Genomic DNA, 15,010 nt, shown 5'->3' on the forward strand with positions numbered 1-15,010 from the left:
AATATGGAAAAGATTACTGTACCTTTTATTACAGGTGACGGAGTCGGGGCGGAGATAACCCCGTCTATGCAGGCTGTTGTGAATACAGCTCTGAAAAAAGCTTATGGAGACAGCCGGAGTATCGAATGGAAAGAAGTGTTGGCGGGTGAGCGGGCATTTAATGAAGCGGGTTCCTGGTTACCGGAAGAAACGATGGAAGCATTCCGAACTTATAAGGTTGGTATTAAAGGTCCGCTGACTACCCCTATCGGCGGAGGCATCCGTTCGCTGAACGTGGCATTACGCCAAACGCTCGATTTGTATGTTTGTTTGCGTCCTGTGCGTTGGTATAAAGGCGTAGTCTCTCCGGTGAAAGAACCGCAGAAGGTAAATATGTGTGTATTTCGTGAGAATACGGAAGATATTTATGCAGGTATCGAATGGGAAGCCGGAACACCGGAAGCCGATAAGTTCTACCGTTTCTTGCATGATGAAATGGGTGTGACTAAAGTACGTTTTCCCGAAACTTCTTCTTTTGGTGTAAAACCTGTGTCTAAAGAAGGAACGGAGCGGTTGGTACGCGCAGCTTGCCTGTACGCACTTGAAAATAATCTGCCTTCTGTGACATTGGTGCACAAAGGCAACATTATGAAATTCACCGAAGGCGGTTTCAAGAAATGGGGGTACGAAGTGGCGGAACGTGAATTTGGCAAAGAAATAGAGGACGGGCGTCTTGTTATCAAAGATTGTATAGCTGATGCTTTTTTGCAGAATACGCTGCTTATTCCCGAAGAATACTCGGTCATTGCAACACTGAACCTGAACGGTGATTACGTTTCCGACCAACTGGCTGCCATGGTGGGCGGTATCGGTATCGCTCCGGGCGCCAATATCAATTATAAGACAGGTCACGCTATTTTTGAAGCTACTCATGGCACGGCTCCAAATATTGCCGGAAAAGATGTTGTAAATCCATGTTCTATCATTCTTTCAGCGGTGATGATGCTTGAACATCTGGGCTGGAAAGAAGCGGCTTTGCTAATAGAGAAAGCATTGGAGAATAGTTTTACGGAAGGTCGTGCCACTGCTGATTTAGCTCGCTTTATGCAGGGTGGTGTCTCATTGTCTACATCTGCTTTTACACGGGAAATTGTGGAAAGAATCGAAAAATAATAAAAAACATACATAATTATGAAGAAGGAATATTTGATTTACAAGCTCTCTGAGGACCTGAAAGAAGCGACCAGGATTGAGAACGAACTGTTCAAGAAGTTTGATGTAAAGCGCGGTTTGCGTAATGAGGATGGAACGGGGGTATTGGTCGGATTGACCAAAATTGGTAATGTAGTAGGCTACGAACGTATTCCGGGCGGTGGGTTAAAGCCTATTCCGGGTAAATTATTCTATCGTGGTTACGACCTTGAGGATTTGGCGCATGCCATTCTTAAAGAAAAACGTTTTGGCTTTGAAGAGGTAGCCTATCTGTTGCTTTCCGGTCGTCTTCCCGATAAGGAAGAGTTGATTTCCTTTCGCGAACTGATAAACGATAATATGCCGTTGGAACAGAAAACGAAGATGAATATCATTGAACTCGAGGGAAACAATATTATGAACATTCTGGCACGTAGTGTGCTTGAGATGTATCGTTTCGACCCGAATGCCGATGATACTTCCCGAGATAACCTGATGCGCCAAAGCATCGAACTGATTTCAAAGTTCCCAACTATCATAGCCTACGCCTTCAATATGCTTCGCCATGCCACTCATGGCCGTTCGTTGCACATCCGTCATCCACAGGAAAATCTTTCTCTCGCAGAAAACTTCTTGTATATGCTGAAAAAGGATTATACGGAACTGGATGCTCGTACTCTCGACCTGTTGCTGGTGTTGCAGGCAGAGCATGGCGGCGGTAACAACTCTACATTTACTGTACGTGTAACTTCTTCTACCGGGACGGATACTTATTCTTCTATTGCAGCGGGTATCGGTTCTTTGAAAGGGCCGCTTCACGGCGGTGCCAATATTCAGGTTGCCGATATGTTCCACCATTTGCAGGAGAACATTCAGGATTGGACAAATGTGGATGAGATTGATACTTACTTTACCCGTATGTTGAACAAGGAGGTTTACAACAAGACGGGGCTGATATATGGTATCGGTCATGCCGTTTATACCATTTCCGATCCGCGTGCCATACTGTTGAAGGAACTTGCCCGCGACCTTGCTCGCGAGAAAGGCAAGGAACGTGAGTTCGCGTTCCTAGAACTGCTGGAAGAACGTGCTATCGAAGTCTTTGGACGTGTGAAGAATAACGGAAAGACCGTTTCGAGCAATGTTGATTTCTATTCCGGCTTTGTATATGAGATGATTGGTTTGCCGCAGGAAATCTTTACACCGCTGTTTGCTATGGCTCGTATCGTAGGTTGGTGTGCACACCGCAATGAGGAACTGAACTTCGAGGGTAAACGTATCATCCGCCCGGCGTACAAGAATGTATTGGATGATGTGACTTATATTCCTATCAAGAAACGTTAGAGAATAACAGTGTTCGTAATCATTTGAAGATGGTTATGTATTTCATTTCTTTTTTCCTACGGGGAATTTGTCAGTGGTATAATTGACAAGTTCCCCGTAGAAAGTATAAGGCGGAAAGTTAGTGTATTTTGTTTGTAAATTATAAGCCTTCGGTTTCGATTATCAAAACTTTTGTTTCCGATTGGTGCAGATAATGCAATATTTCCTATTTGCTATCTGTTCTTTTCTATATTCAAGACATCTTCTTGCGGTAATAGTATAATTAGTTGTCTATCCATATTTCCATTGTCTATATCAGAAATGGATATAATTCATTCTCTTCTTTAATTCAACGATATTTGTGATATGAGATTCGAGTTGGTCTCATGTTACAAAAGATGTTGAATTATGGTGGTACAGAAATCTATAATAAATAAGAGTGTGATATTCATTTTATTGCTGGCGGCTTTGTCCTCCTGCATAGATGAAATACATACTCATGGTATAGACGTCTCATCTATTTCTGTGAGAGGGATGGAACTTATGAATGCTACACATCCGGGTGAAGCGGATGATAATGTAGTCCGTTCTCTCCGTATCTTATCCTTTGAACGTTCCACAGGTAATCTTACTACTAATATTCGTTATAATGCATGGTTGGGTGATATCGTTCATCATGCGGTTTCTCCGGGAGGCTACGATTTTGTGTTTTTGGCAAACGAGCCCTTACATCAGGATATTGTGAATACCTTGAACGGTATTGAGAAATATGCTGATTTGGATAGGATTGCTTATCCAGCGGAGTATTTCTCTTCGGAACAGATAATTCCAATGATACAGGAACTTAAAAATATAACTGTCTTGTCCGGTGGAAAAGGAATCCGGTTGAGTGATGGAACGGAATTTTCCGTATTGGAACTGGCTCTTGACAGACTTGGAGTGCGGGTCGATGTTACAGTGGAATCTGCAGATAATTTCGATGAAACATTTAATGGTATCATTTTCAGTAATGTACCGAATTCAGTTCCTCTCACTGCCGGATATAGCGGTCCTGCAATTAAACGGACAGTAATACGCGCATTTACTAAAAATGAAGATGGAAATTATTTTTCGGATGCTGTACCTGTTACGGAGGGAGCCAATTGGGCTAAGAAAGTGAAACGTATCATACTGCCTTCCAGTGGACTGATGGAACAGGATGATAAGGGAAAGGCAGTGAACTTTATTATTGATATGGGGGATAATTACAGCCCTTCTTGTGAGTTGAAGATTAGTAAAGAACCACTTGATTACAGATTGCCGCTCAATACCAAACTGGATTTGACAGCGATTATCAAGGAACCGCTTGAAGTGAATATAAAAGCCTCCGAATGGGATTACATCGCCAATGATTGGGAGATAGCGGGAAATAGGATGTTGAATGTTTCGCATACGGAAGTCAGCATAACCGATTTTAATGGGGCACGTATTTCATTTTGGTCAAATATGCCGGTAGTGAGAGTTCTGGAAACCGTAAAAGTGAGAAGCTCCAATCGGCAGGAAGATACGAATGTAGTATTTAATGCATTGGCATCTCAAAGTTGGAATGTGAATAATGACGAGAGATTCTTATACAATCCTCAAACGGGAGCAGGTTATATGGACATTCTGTTGGACTGGCCTAATGAAATAGGGGAGGAAACTTATGAAATAACGTTGATGGCTGCGGAAGATTATGATGGAAAGAATAAGCTTTTAAAGACTGTTACCGTACATGTAAAGCAAGAGGGGAAACGCTTTGATTTTATTGCAAACTCGGAGAAATATCCCTGGTCCCAGCCTTATGTAGGCGCTTTCTATAAGAATAATGAAACGGGAGAGAGAGTGATTAGCGGCCTGAGATATACATACTGGCATCAGTGGACGGCAAAAGTTCCTGACGCTTATAAGGATTTTATTGTATTGAGCTCTACACCCAGTTTTGATCCGGGTATAGGTACGGCTTTACCGGGCGACCCGGAGAAATATCCGGTTATTCCCAATGAATATAGAGGTGAAACCGGAGACTTTGTACATGGAAAAGGGAGAATTTATTTCCGGATAGGACTCAAAAGTAGGAATACCGATATCGATAAACCGAGATACGGAGTCGTAGAACTTACCTATGAGGGTAATGACGATAGTGGAAACTTTCTTACCTACAAGACTAAAGTCTATGTACGTCAGGGGGAGGCTCCGGATTATCTGATGCGAAGCGGAAGTTCGGGGAGTTCTTTCGGAAGAAAGTTTTCTCCATATAACTTGACGGCTAAAGCATATAAAAACAACCCGGGTAGTATTGCCGAATGGTATGGAGTCGATATATCCAATCTCGGAAATGAAGTGGCGTTTGTGGATTATCCCACTCAAGCCGGCGCACATTTTCAATGGGGGCTTGCCAAAGGACATACCCGATTGGCTAATAGAGCCTATCATCCTACGAATAAGAACGTATCATCCGGTTGGAGCATACCCGATTGGCCGAAATTCTATACGGATAGTCCGCCTCTTTGGGATCCTGCTACAGGATTCAAGTATAAAGATTCGTTGGAAATATGCCCTCCGGGGTATTATCGCCCCACAGATGGTCCGATAAATAAAATCGCAACTAATAGTTTTGGCTACGATCAAGTGTATCAGTCCGAATGGAGAATGTCTTTGTTTAATGAGCCGATGAAGGGAGACGGAAGCCCTACGACTGTATATCAGCCTATCGATCCGACTGTAAAGACGGAACTGTACGTCCCTAAAATCCTGAATGAAGTGATGTATGGATTCTATGCGGATGGTTTTTTTGACAGACGTCCTATAAAAACGGAAGCAATGATAGATGGGCTGGATAGGGCGAACGGTACTGTTACCCGATATAAGGGAGTGGCTCTGAATAGTGCCGATGCGGCTTATGGCGGAACGCTTATCGTCAATTCGGCAACTGATGCGTCATTGTTTTTTCCATCGGCAGGAAGAAGATGGCATGATGACGGCAGTTTGGAGTTTGCCGGTGAAACAGGTTATTACTGGTCTTCTTCGGTAGCTCCGGGATGGGTGGGAAAAGATAATGAAGGTAATACGATAGGTACGCCTTATGCTAATATTTGGACTATGGAGTTCAATTATGTGGCTACCCAGGCCAAATCGGTTATAAATCAGTTTGCTCATTCAATTCGATGTGTAAAAAGATGAAGAAAGTTATAATACATATAATCCGTTTGTTCAGTTTGACTTTTCTCATGCTGACGGCATCATGTGAACATGAGACGCTTTTGGTGGAGAACCCGGAAGGGGAGACAGTTGCGGAAGAAAAGGTACAGATTGAAATCTTTACCCGTGTCAACTCATATCGACTTCCGGCGACAAGAGGATTGGAAGATGAGGAAACCGTTGGCAAAACCCCGTGGGTATTTGTGTTTAAGGGAGCAGGCGGAAATGCCCGGCTGATAGAAGTTGTACAAGCTTTTGAGATGATAAAGAAAAGATATGTACTCCTGACGAAACAAGCTGATGATAGTAAATATCAACTATTGATATTGGCTAATCCCCAGGTGGAGTTTTATTATGGTGATGCGGTGAACGGTTATGAGTTTAATATGGAAAAACTGTTGGGAAAGATGAAGCCGGGTGTTGTGACCTTGTCTGAGGTTTGTGAGAATCTGCTGACAGAACCATTGGCAACTCCTGCGCTTGCGGTTATGCCGTTTAATTATAGTGGCGCAACTATTCCGATGAGCTATTTACTGGAAGTAGACCGAGTGGATAATACGACCCAAATAGCCAATGCTGACGGAAGTCCGTTATTGCTTGTTCGTTCTATCGCTAAAATGACAGTTACCAATAAGGCCGTTAATTTTGAACTGAAAGGAATTACCGCAGTGGTCAATGTTCCCCGACAAGGGCAACTTCATAATTGGGGAAATTCTGTAATGGACAATACTTCTAATCTGACCGAATACAGAACTGATGCCGGCTACTCGGCTCCTTTGATAATGCCGGAAACGGTTAACGATTGGCAACAGACGGGAAACAGTCCTGTTTATTTGTACGAGTCAGGTATGCAAAATAATACTTATCTCATTCTTCAAGGGACTTACGAAGGTAAAGATTACTATTATAAAATGGCATTGATCGGTAGCGGCAAACATATGCTGGATATACTGCGTAATCATGCTTATGCATTCACGATTAATACAGTGAACGGACCGGGATATGATACGGTAGCGGACGCCAAGGCATCGAAAGCATCCAATGTCGATATTGATTATAGCATCTTGATAGATGATAGTAATACGTATGAGGTAGTTGCCAATAACGATTACTATTTGGGAGTAAGCAATTCTGTGTTCATTGCCTATACGGATGAGAATAAAGACCATGAGGCCTTCGAGTTTATCACTGATTGTAAAACTGATTTTCCGGAGGCAAAAACAATTCGTGATAATGAGAATATGCTGGCCGGCGGTGTATTCGGCTTGAAAAAACCGATTGACGGGCTTATACCTATCGTGAATCAAGAAACAACCGATCCGCGTAAAACGGCAGTGGAAGTATATGTTTCCAATTGGTTAAAATGGTATGAAGATACCCAATATTATCAAGGTGTGAGAAGAGATAACGCATATATAACGCTTAAGTTGGGTAATCTTGTAAAATCCGTTCATATCAGACAAAGGGATGCCCTTCCGGCAGGGGGAACGACCTTGAAATATATGCCGACCGGAAATACGGATGTTGCCGTGCATGAAATGAATTATTATTGTCTTTCAGCCTTTGTGGAGAAGGGTAGTGATAATCCGCCGGCTTGGATAAAACTCCGTCCTTCCACCGGAGCGGCAAGGGATGATACGGAAAGTATAACGGTGGATGACGGGAAGATATATATTGAAGTATTACCCAATGTAGCCTCTGCGCCGCGAACGGGTATTATATACTTGGTTACAATAAGAGATCCTGACGGATCGGTTGGAAGCCATGTTACTCAACGGATTAAAGTAAGTGTCACCCAATTAGGGAAAAGCATTTCATAACCTAATAAAAATATAAATGAAGAAAGTATTGATATTCATATTGTTGATGTCGGGATGCTTTATCTCGGAGGGTCAAGCGCAGAAAATTGCTTTGAAGAGTAATCTTCTATATGACTTTACCGGAACTCTGAATTTGGGAGTAGAGATAGGCTTGGGACGTAAATGGACATTAGAAGTGCCGGTTAATTATAATCCGTGGAAGCCGGATAGCGGTAGACGCCTGCGGCATTGGGGGATACAACCGGAAGCCCGTTATTGGTTCTGTGAACGTTTCAACCGCACTTTTGTAGGACTGCACGGGCATTATGCCGATTTCAATGTCGGTGGCTGGCCGGACTGGTCTTTCATAAGCAAGAATATGCAACGTAACCGTTATCAGGGACATTTGTACGGTGGCGGTATCTCGATAGGACATTCTTGGATATTGAAGAAACGTTGGAGTATAGAGGCTTCTTTGGGGTTGGGATATGCGCATATTGTATACGAGAAATATCCGTGTGCTACATGTGGCACGAAGTTGAAAGATGGCAATAAAAATTATTTCGGGCCTACTAAGGCAAGTGTGGCATTGATTTATGTAATTAAATAGAATAAAAAAATGAAGAGAAATATACAATTTATCCTATTCGTATTCTTTGCTTTATGCTTGAGCCAAGCTGCAGCTCAGAAACGTCCTTACAGTGGAACTATAAATATAGAACCGGTGAGGTTTGAGCAGCATGGCGATTTTCTTCATATAGAAATAAATTTTATTACGGATGGTATGAAAGTGAAATCCGTACGCAGTGTGAATTTTACCCCCCAGTTGATTTCTTCGTCGGATACTTGTAATCTTCCGGAAGTCTCTTTTAAAGGGCGGAATGAGTTTTTGGCCTATGAGCGTACACTCGCCATATCGGCTAAAAAAAATGCGGACTTAAAGAAACCTTATGCTGTGCAAAGGGGCTATGGAATACGAAACGATACGCTTCGCTACCGATACGTGATACCTTATGAACCCTGGATGGCTGACGCCCGCCTTGACATCCGGAGTGAAGAATGCGGTTGCGGAGAAACAGTATTTATGAATATGCAGACGGTTACCGATAAAGTTGTGCTTGAGCGTTTGTTGACTCCGTATGTTGTAGTTCCTCATTTGACTTATGTGGAACCGGTAACGGAGAAAGTGAAAAACAGAGAAATACAAGTAGAGTGTTTCTTGGATTTTGAGGTGAACAAAGTGGACATCCGTCCCGAATATATGAATAATCCTGTGGAACTGACTAAGATTCATACGGCAATTGATGACTTGAAATCAGATAAAAGTATTGAAGTACAGCGTTTGGAGATAATCGGCTATGCTTCTCCTGAAGGGACATTGGCTGTAAACAAGCGGTTATCCGAGGGACGGGCGATGGCATTACGCCGTTATCTGACTGCCCGATATGATTTTCCACGAAATCTGTATCATATCGTTTTTGGCGGTGAAAACTGGGAGGGTTTGGTCAAAGCGCTCCATACCATTGACATGGATTATAAGGATGAGGTGCTGGAGATTATAAAGAATACGTCTGTCGAAGAAGGGCGGGAAACGAAATTGATGCGGCTGCATGGTGGAGTACCCTATCGGTATCTCCTGAAGAACATATTTCCAGGCCTTCGTGTAGCCATTTGTAAAGTGAATTATGATATTAGGAATTTCAGTATGGATGAAGCGAAAGATATGATAAAAAAACGTCCGCAGAATCTGAGTCTGAATGAATTGTTCTTGGTAGCTGATAGTTACCCTAAAGGTTCGCAGGAATTTATAGAGGTCTTTGAAACGGCTGTAAGGCTATATCCGGAAGATGAAGTTGCCAATATTAACGCAGCTTCTGCATGCCTTCTGCGTGGTGATACGCTTTCCGCGGAGCGTTATTTGAAAAAAGTGAAATCGAATAAGTATTTACCGGAGTATAACAATGCCGTGGGAGTACTTGCATTATTGAAAGGAGATTATGAACAGGCGGAGAAACATTTAAGGACGGCTGTAAAGCTGGGAGTGGCGATAGCCGAAGAGAATTTAAAGGAATTGGCGGAGAAAAAGGCTAATGCCATTGAGATTGAATCCCGGAGAGGGAACAGATAGAATAAACGTAGATTGAACAGTATTAATTAAAATGTAGAAGAAATGAGAAAAAGAAATTATTTTTTGTTAGCACTTGCATCGATGGCATTTGCTGCATGTAGTAATGATGATTTTGTAGCGGATGTAGACAATGGAATCATTACTGAACCGACCGGTGATGCATGGGTGGCATTGAATGTCAGACCGCCGTCTTTGGCGTCTACTCGTGGATTGCACGTACCCGACCATGAAAATGGTACACCTGCCGAAACAGAGATTAAATCTGTTAGAGCCATATTTTTCACATCAGGAGCAAGCCCTACCGTGACTGCCGATATTGAACTTACTTTGTCGCAGGCGGGAGCAAACGCTTCGGGACAGCCCACCGGAAATGCCGGGGAAGCATTCAAAGTTCCGGCTGCTTCCAAACGTGTTTTGATTGTAGCCAACGCTTCCAAAGAGTTTAAAGACAAAGCGCCAAGCGGCTGGAGCGGTGGTACTCCTTACGCTACGGTTAACGATGCACTCGTTCTTAGCACTGGGAACGGAGTTTTAAGCTTTACCGATGGTTTTATGATGTCTAATGCCAAAGGAGGCTTGGAACCTTCCAAGACCGAAGAACCGGGATTGGGCGACCCGGTAGACCTGACCCTCTATAAAAATGCGACGGGAGCGGTAGCCAATCCGTTGGTTATTAATATAGACCGTGTGGTTGCAAAAGTCCGTGTTTTCATCACTAAAGCAAGTGATGTGGCTTCCATCGAAAATGAAGGTTGGCTTTTGAACGCTACCAATACGAAGTTCTATCCGACATCGGAAAGAATCTCCACTTGGTTTGAACTGAATCCGGCCGGTGGTTTCCGTGCGCCGTTCGACCAGTATAAAAAAGGTTCTTATAGGAAAGACCCTAATTATGACGCTCCGCATTCCGGAGTGGATTATACTTACATTACTACCGACCCCGGTACTTGGAATGTATCGAATACCAGTGAATACTGCCTTGAAAATACCCAGGATAAAGCAGGAAATGTACATGCTTATACCACCCACGTATTGTTGAGAGCCAAGTTTATACCTAAGAAATATAAGAAAGCTGATATGACGGACACCGATGTCCAGGATGCAACGGGAGACTGGATGCTGATTGATGGCGGTTACTACACTTTTGCCACTTTAACGGAATGGATTGAAGCCGAATTGAAATATAAATATAGCAAGGCTGTTCCAACCTCGATAACTACTCCGCTTACTACTGCATATAACAAGTATTTAGGAGCGGATGGAGTAAATGTCGGTGAGGTTACTTTGCCGGATGCCGCTGATGATACTGAAATAGGAGACTTGGTGAATAAGTTTACCGGAAAAAGGGCTTCGGTTATTGGCGTTGAGGACAGAGGGAAAACTGTAGGCAGCCTTACGTATTATAAAAATGCCTTCAATTATTACAAGATCATGATTAAGCATGATGACACCGACCTGGCGGTGAATGAGCTGGGAGAGTTTGGCGTTGTCCGTAACTCGGTTTACGATATTAATGTCAACAAATTCAATAATCCTGGCTATCCCGACGTGCCCAAACCGGATCCGGGTGAGGAAGATGAAGACGAGGACGGTTGGCTGTCAATCAAGATTAATGTGAATCCTTGGACTTGGTATACTCAGACAGAGGAACTGTGACGACAGCTTGGTAAAGCAATCTTCATACTGTATAAAGGTAGGGAGGAGAGAACTTCTCCCATACTTTTATCTTGATGGGAAGGTTCTCGGAAGATTCTCAAGAAATTTGAAAATGGTAAAAAAGGAAAATATGAAACAGGGAATACTTGTGCGTTACATGGTTACCGGGATGCTTATCGTTACTTCGTGGATGATAACTTCTTGCAATAGCTTCAATGAACATTTGCCGGAATGCCGTTTGTTTGTCAAATTCAAATATGATTATAATATGCTTTTTACAGATGCGTTTCATACGCAGGTGGATAAAGTGGAGCTTTATGTGTTTGACAAGGAGGGGTTGTTCTTATTTAAGCAGATGGAAGAAGGTGATGCTCTGTCAACGGGTAATTACCGGATGGAAGTAGAACTGTCTGTCGGTGAGTACCAATTTATGGCATGGGCAGGCGCACGTGGTTCGTATGATATCGTTTCTTTGATTCCGGGAGTCTCTTCTATTACAGAGTTGAGATTACAATTAAAACGGGAAGAATCCTTGATTGTTCTGCATGAGTTGGAGCCGCTTTGGTATGGTGAGATTCATAATATTGCGTTTACAGGAACAGATAATCAGGTGGAGACTATTAATTTGATAAAGGATACCAATAAAGTAAGGTTTATATTCCAGGGGTACTCGGATGATAGCTGGAAACTGAATGTGGAGGATTATGATTACGAAATCATAGAATCCAACGGGCATTTGGGACATGATAATTCATTGTTGGATGATGATGTCCTGAGCTTCCGTCCGTATCATATGGAGCAAAGAAACCCTTCGGCGGCCGCTGTTGAGTTGAATACGATGCGATTGATGTCGGATCGTCAAACCCGTTTTGTCGTGACTGAAAAAAATACAAGGAAAAAGGTGTTTAACATAAATCTGATTGATTATCTGGCAATGACGGATATGGAAGGCAACAATTGGGGAGTGCAAGAATATCTTGACCGTCAGGATGAGTATAAAATAGTCTTTTTCTTTTCCGAACCATGGCATGCCGTCCAAATTAATATCAATGGCTGGACTCATTATATTCAGCCGGAGGAAGAGATGTAGATACGGGACAAGATGACTTATTGCTCAAAAGGGTAAACCGGCATATCCCGGTTTACCCTTTTGAACGTTTATTCGAGTGCAGCTATAAAGTTTCGATTATCCTCCTTTGCCTTTCAAGGAAAGCGATGCGTTGTGCTTCTCCGCTTCCAGAAATAAGTGTGGAATGCCTTTTCAAAGATTGTATCCAGTCCTTTTGCATTTGGCAGATATGCGGATTTTGCGAATCCATGAAATTGATGGAATATACTCTGAAGAGACTGATTTGGAAATCTTTTTTCGTTATATAGCTGTATGTTGCCTCAAAATTTATATTTGATAAATAGATGGAGGCTTCATGACCGTTGTTGAATTGTCCCTTGACGGACAGCCTTTCCAGTTCGGTGAGTAACTGTAACAGTTCCTCCTTTAGATGGATGCCGTCATTGGCTGAGATTAGGTTTAGTTCGGCAAAGTACTTTATTTCTTTCACGAGTGAATGGAATATGTCCGTATCCCATATGAAATAGGTCTTTCCGCATCTTTTCATGCTGTTGCTTAACTCATTATGAGCGGCCACGATTTTTTCCTGAACCTGCATTTCCGCTAAGGAATTCGGCGTTTTTATCTTTTCATACTGATACATCCAGTGGCATAACCTGAATTTGGAAAGATATTCATAGGAAGAGTAGAGAGTGAAAGGAATCGTGTTGGAAGCTGTATATATTTCGGTACTGCTATCTCCTTTTACGAAGTTGAAAACCTGCAGGTAATGTTCTATAATTTCATTATAGCTTTTAAACAAGTCCGGTGAGAGTAACAAGTTTACATCGAATGTGGCGCGGTTAGGAAGGTGATTTCCTATTATCTGGTCGATGGAAATCCCGAAATTACAGGAAATCATTGCTATCTCATCGAAAGTGAACGCGACTTCTCCGCGCAGCCTGCGGTAAACGGACTCTTTTCCCATACATAGGGTATCTGCCAGATAATTGGCCAAATTCTGTCCGTGGGGTATTCTCTCTTTCATTTCATCAATCAGGTTTGTTACAATATAGTTCTTATTCATAATTCACTTCCCATATTTAGTTATTAATTCGAGACTTGGCATAAAGATTTGTGGTATCTGCAAATATAGAATTAGATGATGAAACATTGGTGAACTATATCATGTATGGAGGATGGTGTCTTTTTCTATTTGAAAGGATTGGAAGGATAAAACATTGTCGAATGAAAAAGACAGGTAGAAATTCTATCTGTCTTTCATTATCAGACACATTTGAGGTTTGGTTTTTCAGATTTCGGCAAACAGGGAATTAAAGTGCGTTGATAATTTCCCTTTGCTTTTTAAAAAACAGGATACGCTGCATCTCACCGCTTTCCGATATCAGGGTGGAGAACTTCTTTAATGATTGAATCCATTCTTTGAAATCGCCGAACATTTCATTGTCTTGCGTTGTGATAGAATTAATGGCATATACTCTAATCATACTTAAGTGCATGGAAGTTGTTTCCAGATAACTGTAAGTCGCTTCAAAGTTTATATTGGATATATAGATTCTTATATCATTACCGGTCTCGGATTTTCCCCGGCCGGCGAGTTCTTCCAGTTCGTCAATCAATAAAAGCGTCTCTTCTTTGATGTTGTCTTTATTTTCCTCTGACAGTAAATGGATATCCGAGAAATACTGAATATCGTTTACCAGATTACTGAAAATCATTTTATCCCAGATGTAATCTCTGGAATGTATGTGAGATGTCATTCGGGTAAATTCTCTTTGTACGTTGATGAGCTTTTGGGGTATTTCCAGTTCATCGAAATGCTTGCATCTCATGCTTTCGTTTTGGTACATCCATTTGAATAGCCTGAATTTGGAAAGTATATCGTGCTTCATTGAAAGAGTCAGTGGAATGATGTTCGATGAAGTTCCCATTTCCGAACTCGTATCCCCTTTTATGGTATGGAACAGTTTCACGTATCGGTCGAGAATTGTGAAATAAGTCTCGAAAGGGTTCTGATAGTCTACGATATTCATGTCGAATACGGCATTTTCCCGGAAACTCGTTCCTATAATGGTATCCAGGGATATACCTAATTTCCTTGATAGGATAGCCGCTTCGGCCAACGTAAAGGGTACTTCGCCTCTTAAACGGCGATAGGTGGCTTCTTTCCCTATATAAAGAATATCCATTAAAGTGTTTGCCAAATTATCTTTTTGCGGAAGTTTGGTTTTGACAGCTTCAATGATTCCTGTGCTTAGCTCGTCTGTAATCATGATTTTTGTGAGTTATATATTTATATGATTATCCCTGTTTATACCTCTGGATGAGAACCGGTATGATTTAGGATGTTTCCTTTGCTGCATCTGCCAAGCTCTTCCCTATGGTGATTGACTGTTAAAAGGCTTTTAGATTGATATTAAAAGGCTTTCAATACTATATTATAAGGCTTTTAATATCATATTGTAAGGCTTCTAATAATATCTCAGCCGTAAGTGTATCTTATCTTCCATCTGCCTTTTTCTCGTTTAAAGGGTATTTACTGCGGAGAATCATATATGATTTATCTATTTAACACTTATCTCATCAGTCTTGTTTCGAAATATGCAACATATCTATTAAGTCTGACGAATTAATGAACTCCGGAAT

10 protein-coding genes are annotated in these 15,010 nt (G+C 42.0%); 8 read left to right on the forward strand and 2 right to left on the reverse strand.

Features of this window, described 5'->3' with window-relative positions; translation table 11 throughout:
- Positions 1 to 3 precede the first annotated feature (3 nt).
- The 8 genes from icd (at position 4) to BUB52_RS01700 (ending at position 12,385) form a co-directional block, all read left to right on the forward strand.
- A complete protein-coding gene (gene icd / locus BUB52_RS01665; RefSeq protein ID WP_009123174.1) occupies positions 4 to 1,152 on the forward strand; it encodes an NADP-dependent isocitrate dehydrogenase in 1,149 nt (382 codons plus the stop codon).
- Positions 1,153 to 1,170: 18 nt separating this feature from the next.
- Positions 1,171 to 2,514 carry a citrate/2-methylcitrate synthase gene (locus BUB52_RS01670; RefSeq protein ID WP_009123175.1) on the forward strand — a complete coding sequence of 448 codons (1,344 nt, stop codon included), beginning with the start codon at positions 1,171 to 1,173 and terminating at the stop codon, positions 2,512 to 2,514.
- Between the two features lie 420 nt (positions 2,515 to 2,934).
- Positions 2,935 to 5,694: a fibrobacter succinogenes major paralogous domain-containing protein gene (locus BUB52_RS01675; protein ID WP_254302502.1), complete on the forward strand. Its 2,760-nt coding sequence runs from the start codon at positions 2,935 to 2,937 to the stop codon at positions 5,692 to 5,694.
- Entirely contained in the window at positions 5,691 to 7,532 is a 1,842-nt protein-coding gene (locus BUB52_RS01680) for a hypothetical protein (RefSeq protein WP_039951112.1), read from the forward strand. The genes BUB52_RS01675 and BUB52_RS01680 overlap by 4 nt, the downstream gene beginning before the upstream one ends.
- Before the next feature lie 16 nt (positions 7,533 to 7,548).
- A complete protein-coding gene (locus BUB52_RS01685; RefSeq protein WP_009123178.1) occupies positions 7,549 to 8,121 on the forward strand; it encodes a DUF3575 domain-containing protein in 573 nt (190 codons plus the stop codon).
- A gap of 9 nt (positions 8,122 to 8,130) precedes the next feature.
- Complete coding sequence (locus BUB52_RS01690) at positions 8,131 to 9,639, forward strand: DUF3868 domain-containing protein (protein WP_009123179.1); 1,509 nt, start codon at positions 8,131 to 8,133, stop codon at positions 9,637 to 9,639.
- Between the two features lie 42 nt (positions 9,640 to 9,681).
- Positions 9,682 to 11,295 (forward strand): Mfa1 family fimbria major subunit, encoded by a 1,614-nt coding sequence (locus tag BUB52_RS01695; protein ID WP_009123180.1) that lies wholly within the window; start codon positions 9,682 to 9,684, stop codon positions 11,293 to 11,295.
- A 130-nt stretch (positions 11,296 to 11,425) separates the two neighbouring features.
- Positions 11,426 to 12,385: a FimB/Mfa2 family fimbrial subunit gene (locus BUB52_RS01700; protein ID WP_039951163.1), complete on the forward strand. Its 960-nt coding sequence runs from the start codon at positions 11,426 to 11,428 to the stop codon at positions 12,383 to 12,385.
- Between the two features lie 82 nt (positions 12,386 to 12,467).
- Here the strand turns inward: BUB52_RS01700 and BUB52_RS01705 are convergent, their stop codons facing one another.
- Together BUB52_RS01705 and BUB52_RS01710 are read right to left on the reverse strand one after the other, a co-directional pair.
- Positions 12,468 to 13,430: a hypothetical protein gene (locus BUB52_RS01705; RefSeq protein ID WP_009123182.1), complete on the reverse strand. Its 963-nt coding sequence runs from the start codon at positions 13,428 to 13,430 to the stop codon at positions 12,468 to 12,470.
- Positions 13,431 to 13,677: 247 nt separating this feature from the next.
- On the reverse strand, positions 13,678 to 14,637 hold the full coding sequence (locus BUB52_RS01710) for a hypothetical protein (RefSeq protein ID WP_009123184.1): 960 nt from the start codon (positions 14,635 to 14,637) through the stop codon (positions 13,678 to 13,680).
- Between the last annotated feature and the right edge of the window lie 373 nt (positions 14,638 to 15,010).

Origin of the sequence: Bacteroides clarus YIT 12056 (genome assembly GCF_900129655.1) — a bacterium.
GTDB classification, from domain to species: Bacteria; Bacteroidota; Bacteroidia; order Bacteroidales; family Bacteroidaceae; genus Bacteroides; species Bacteroides clarus.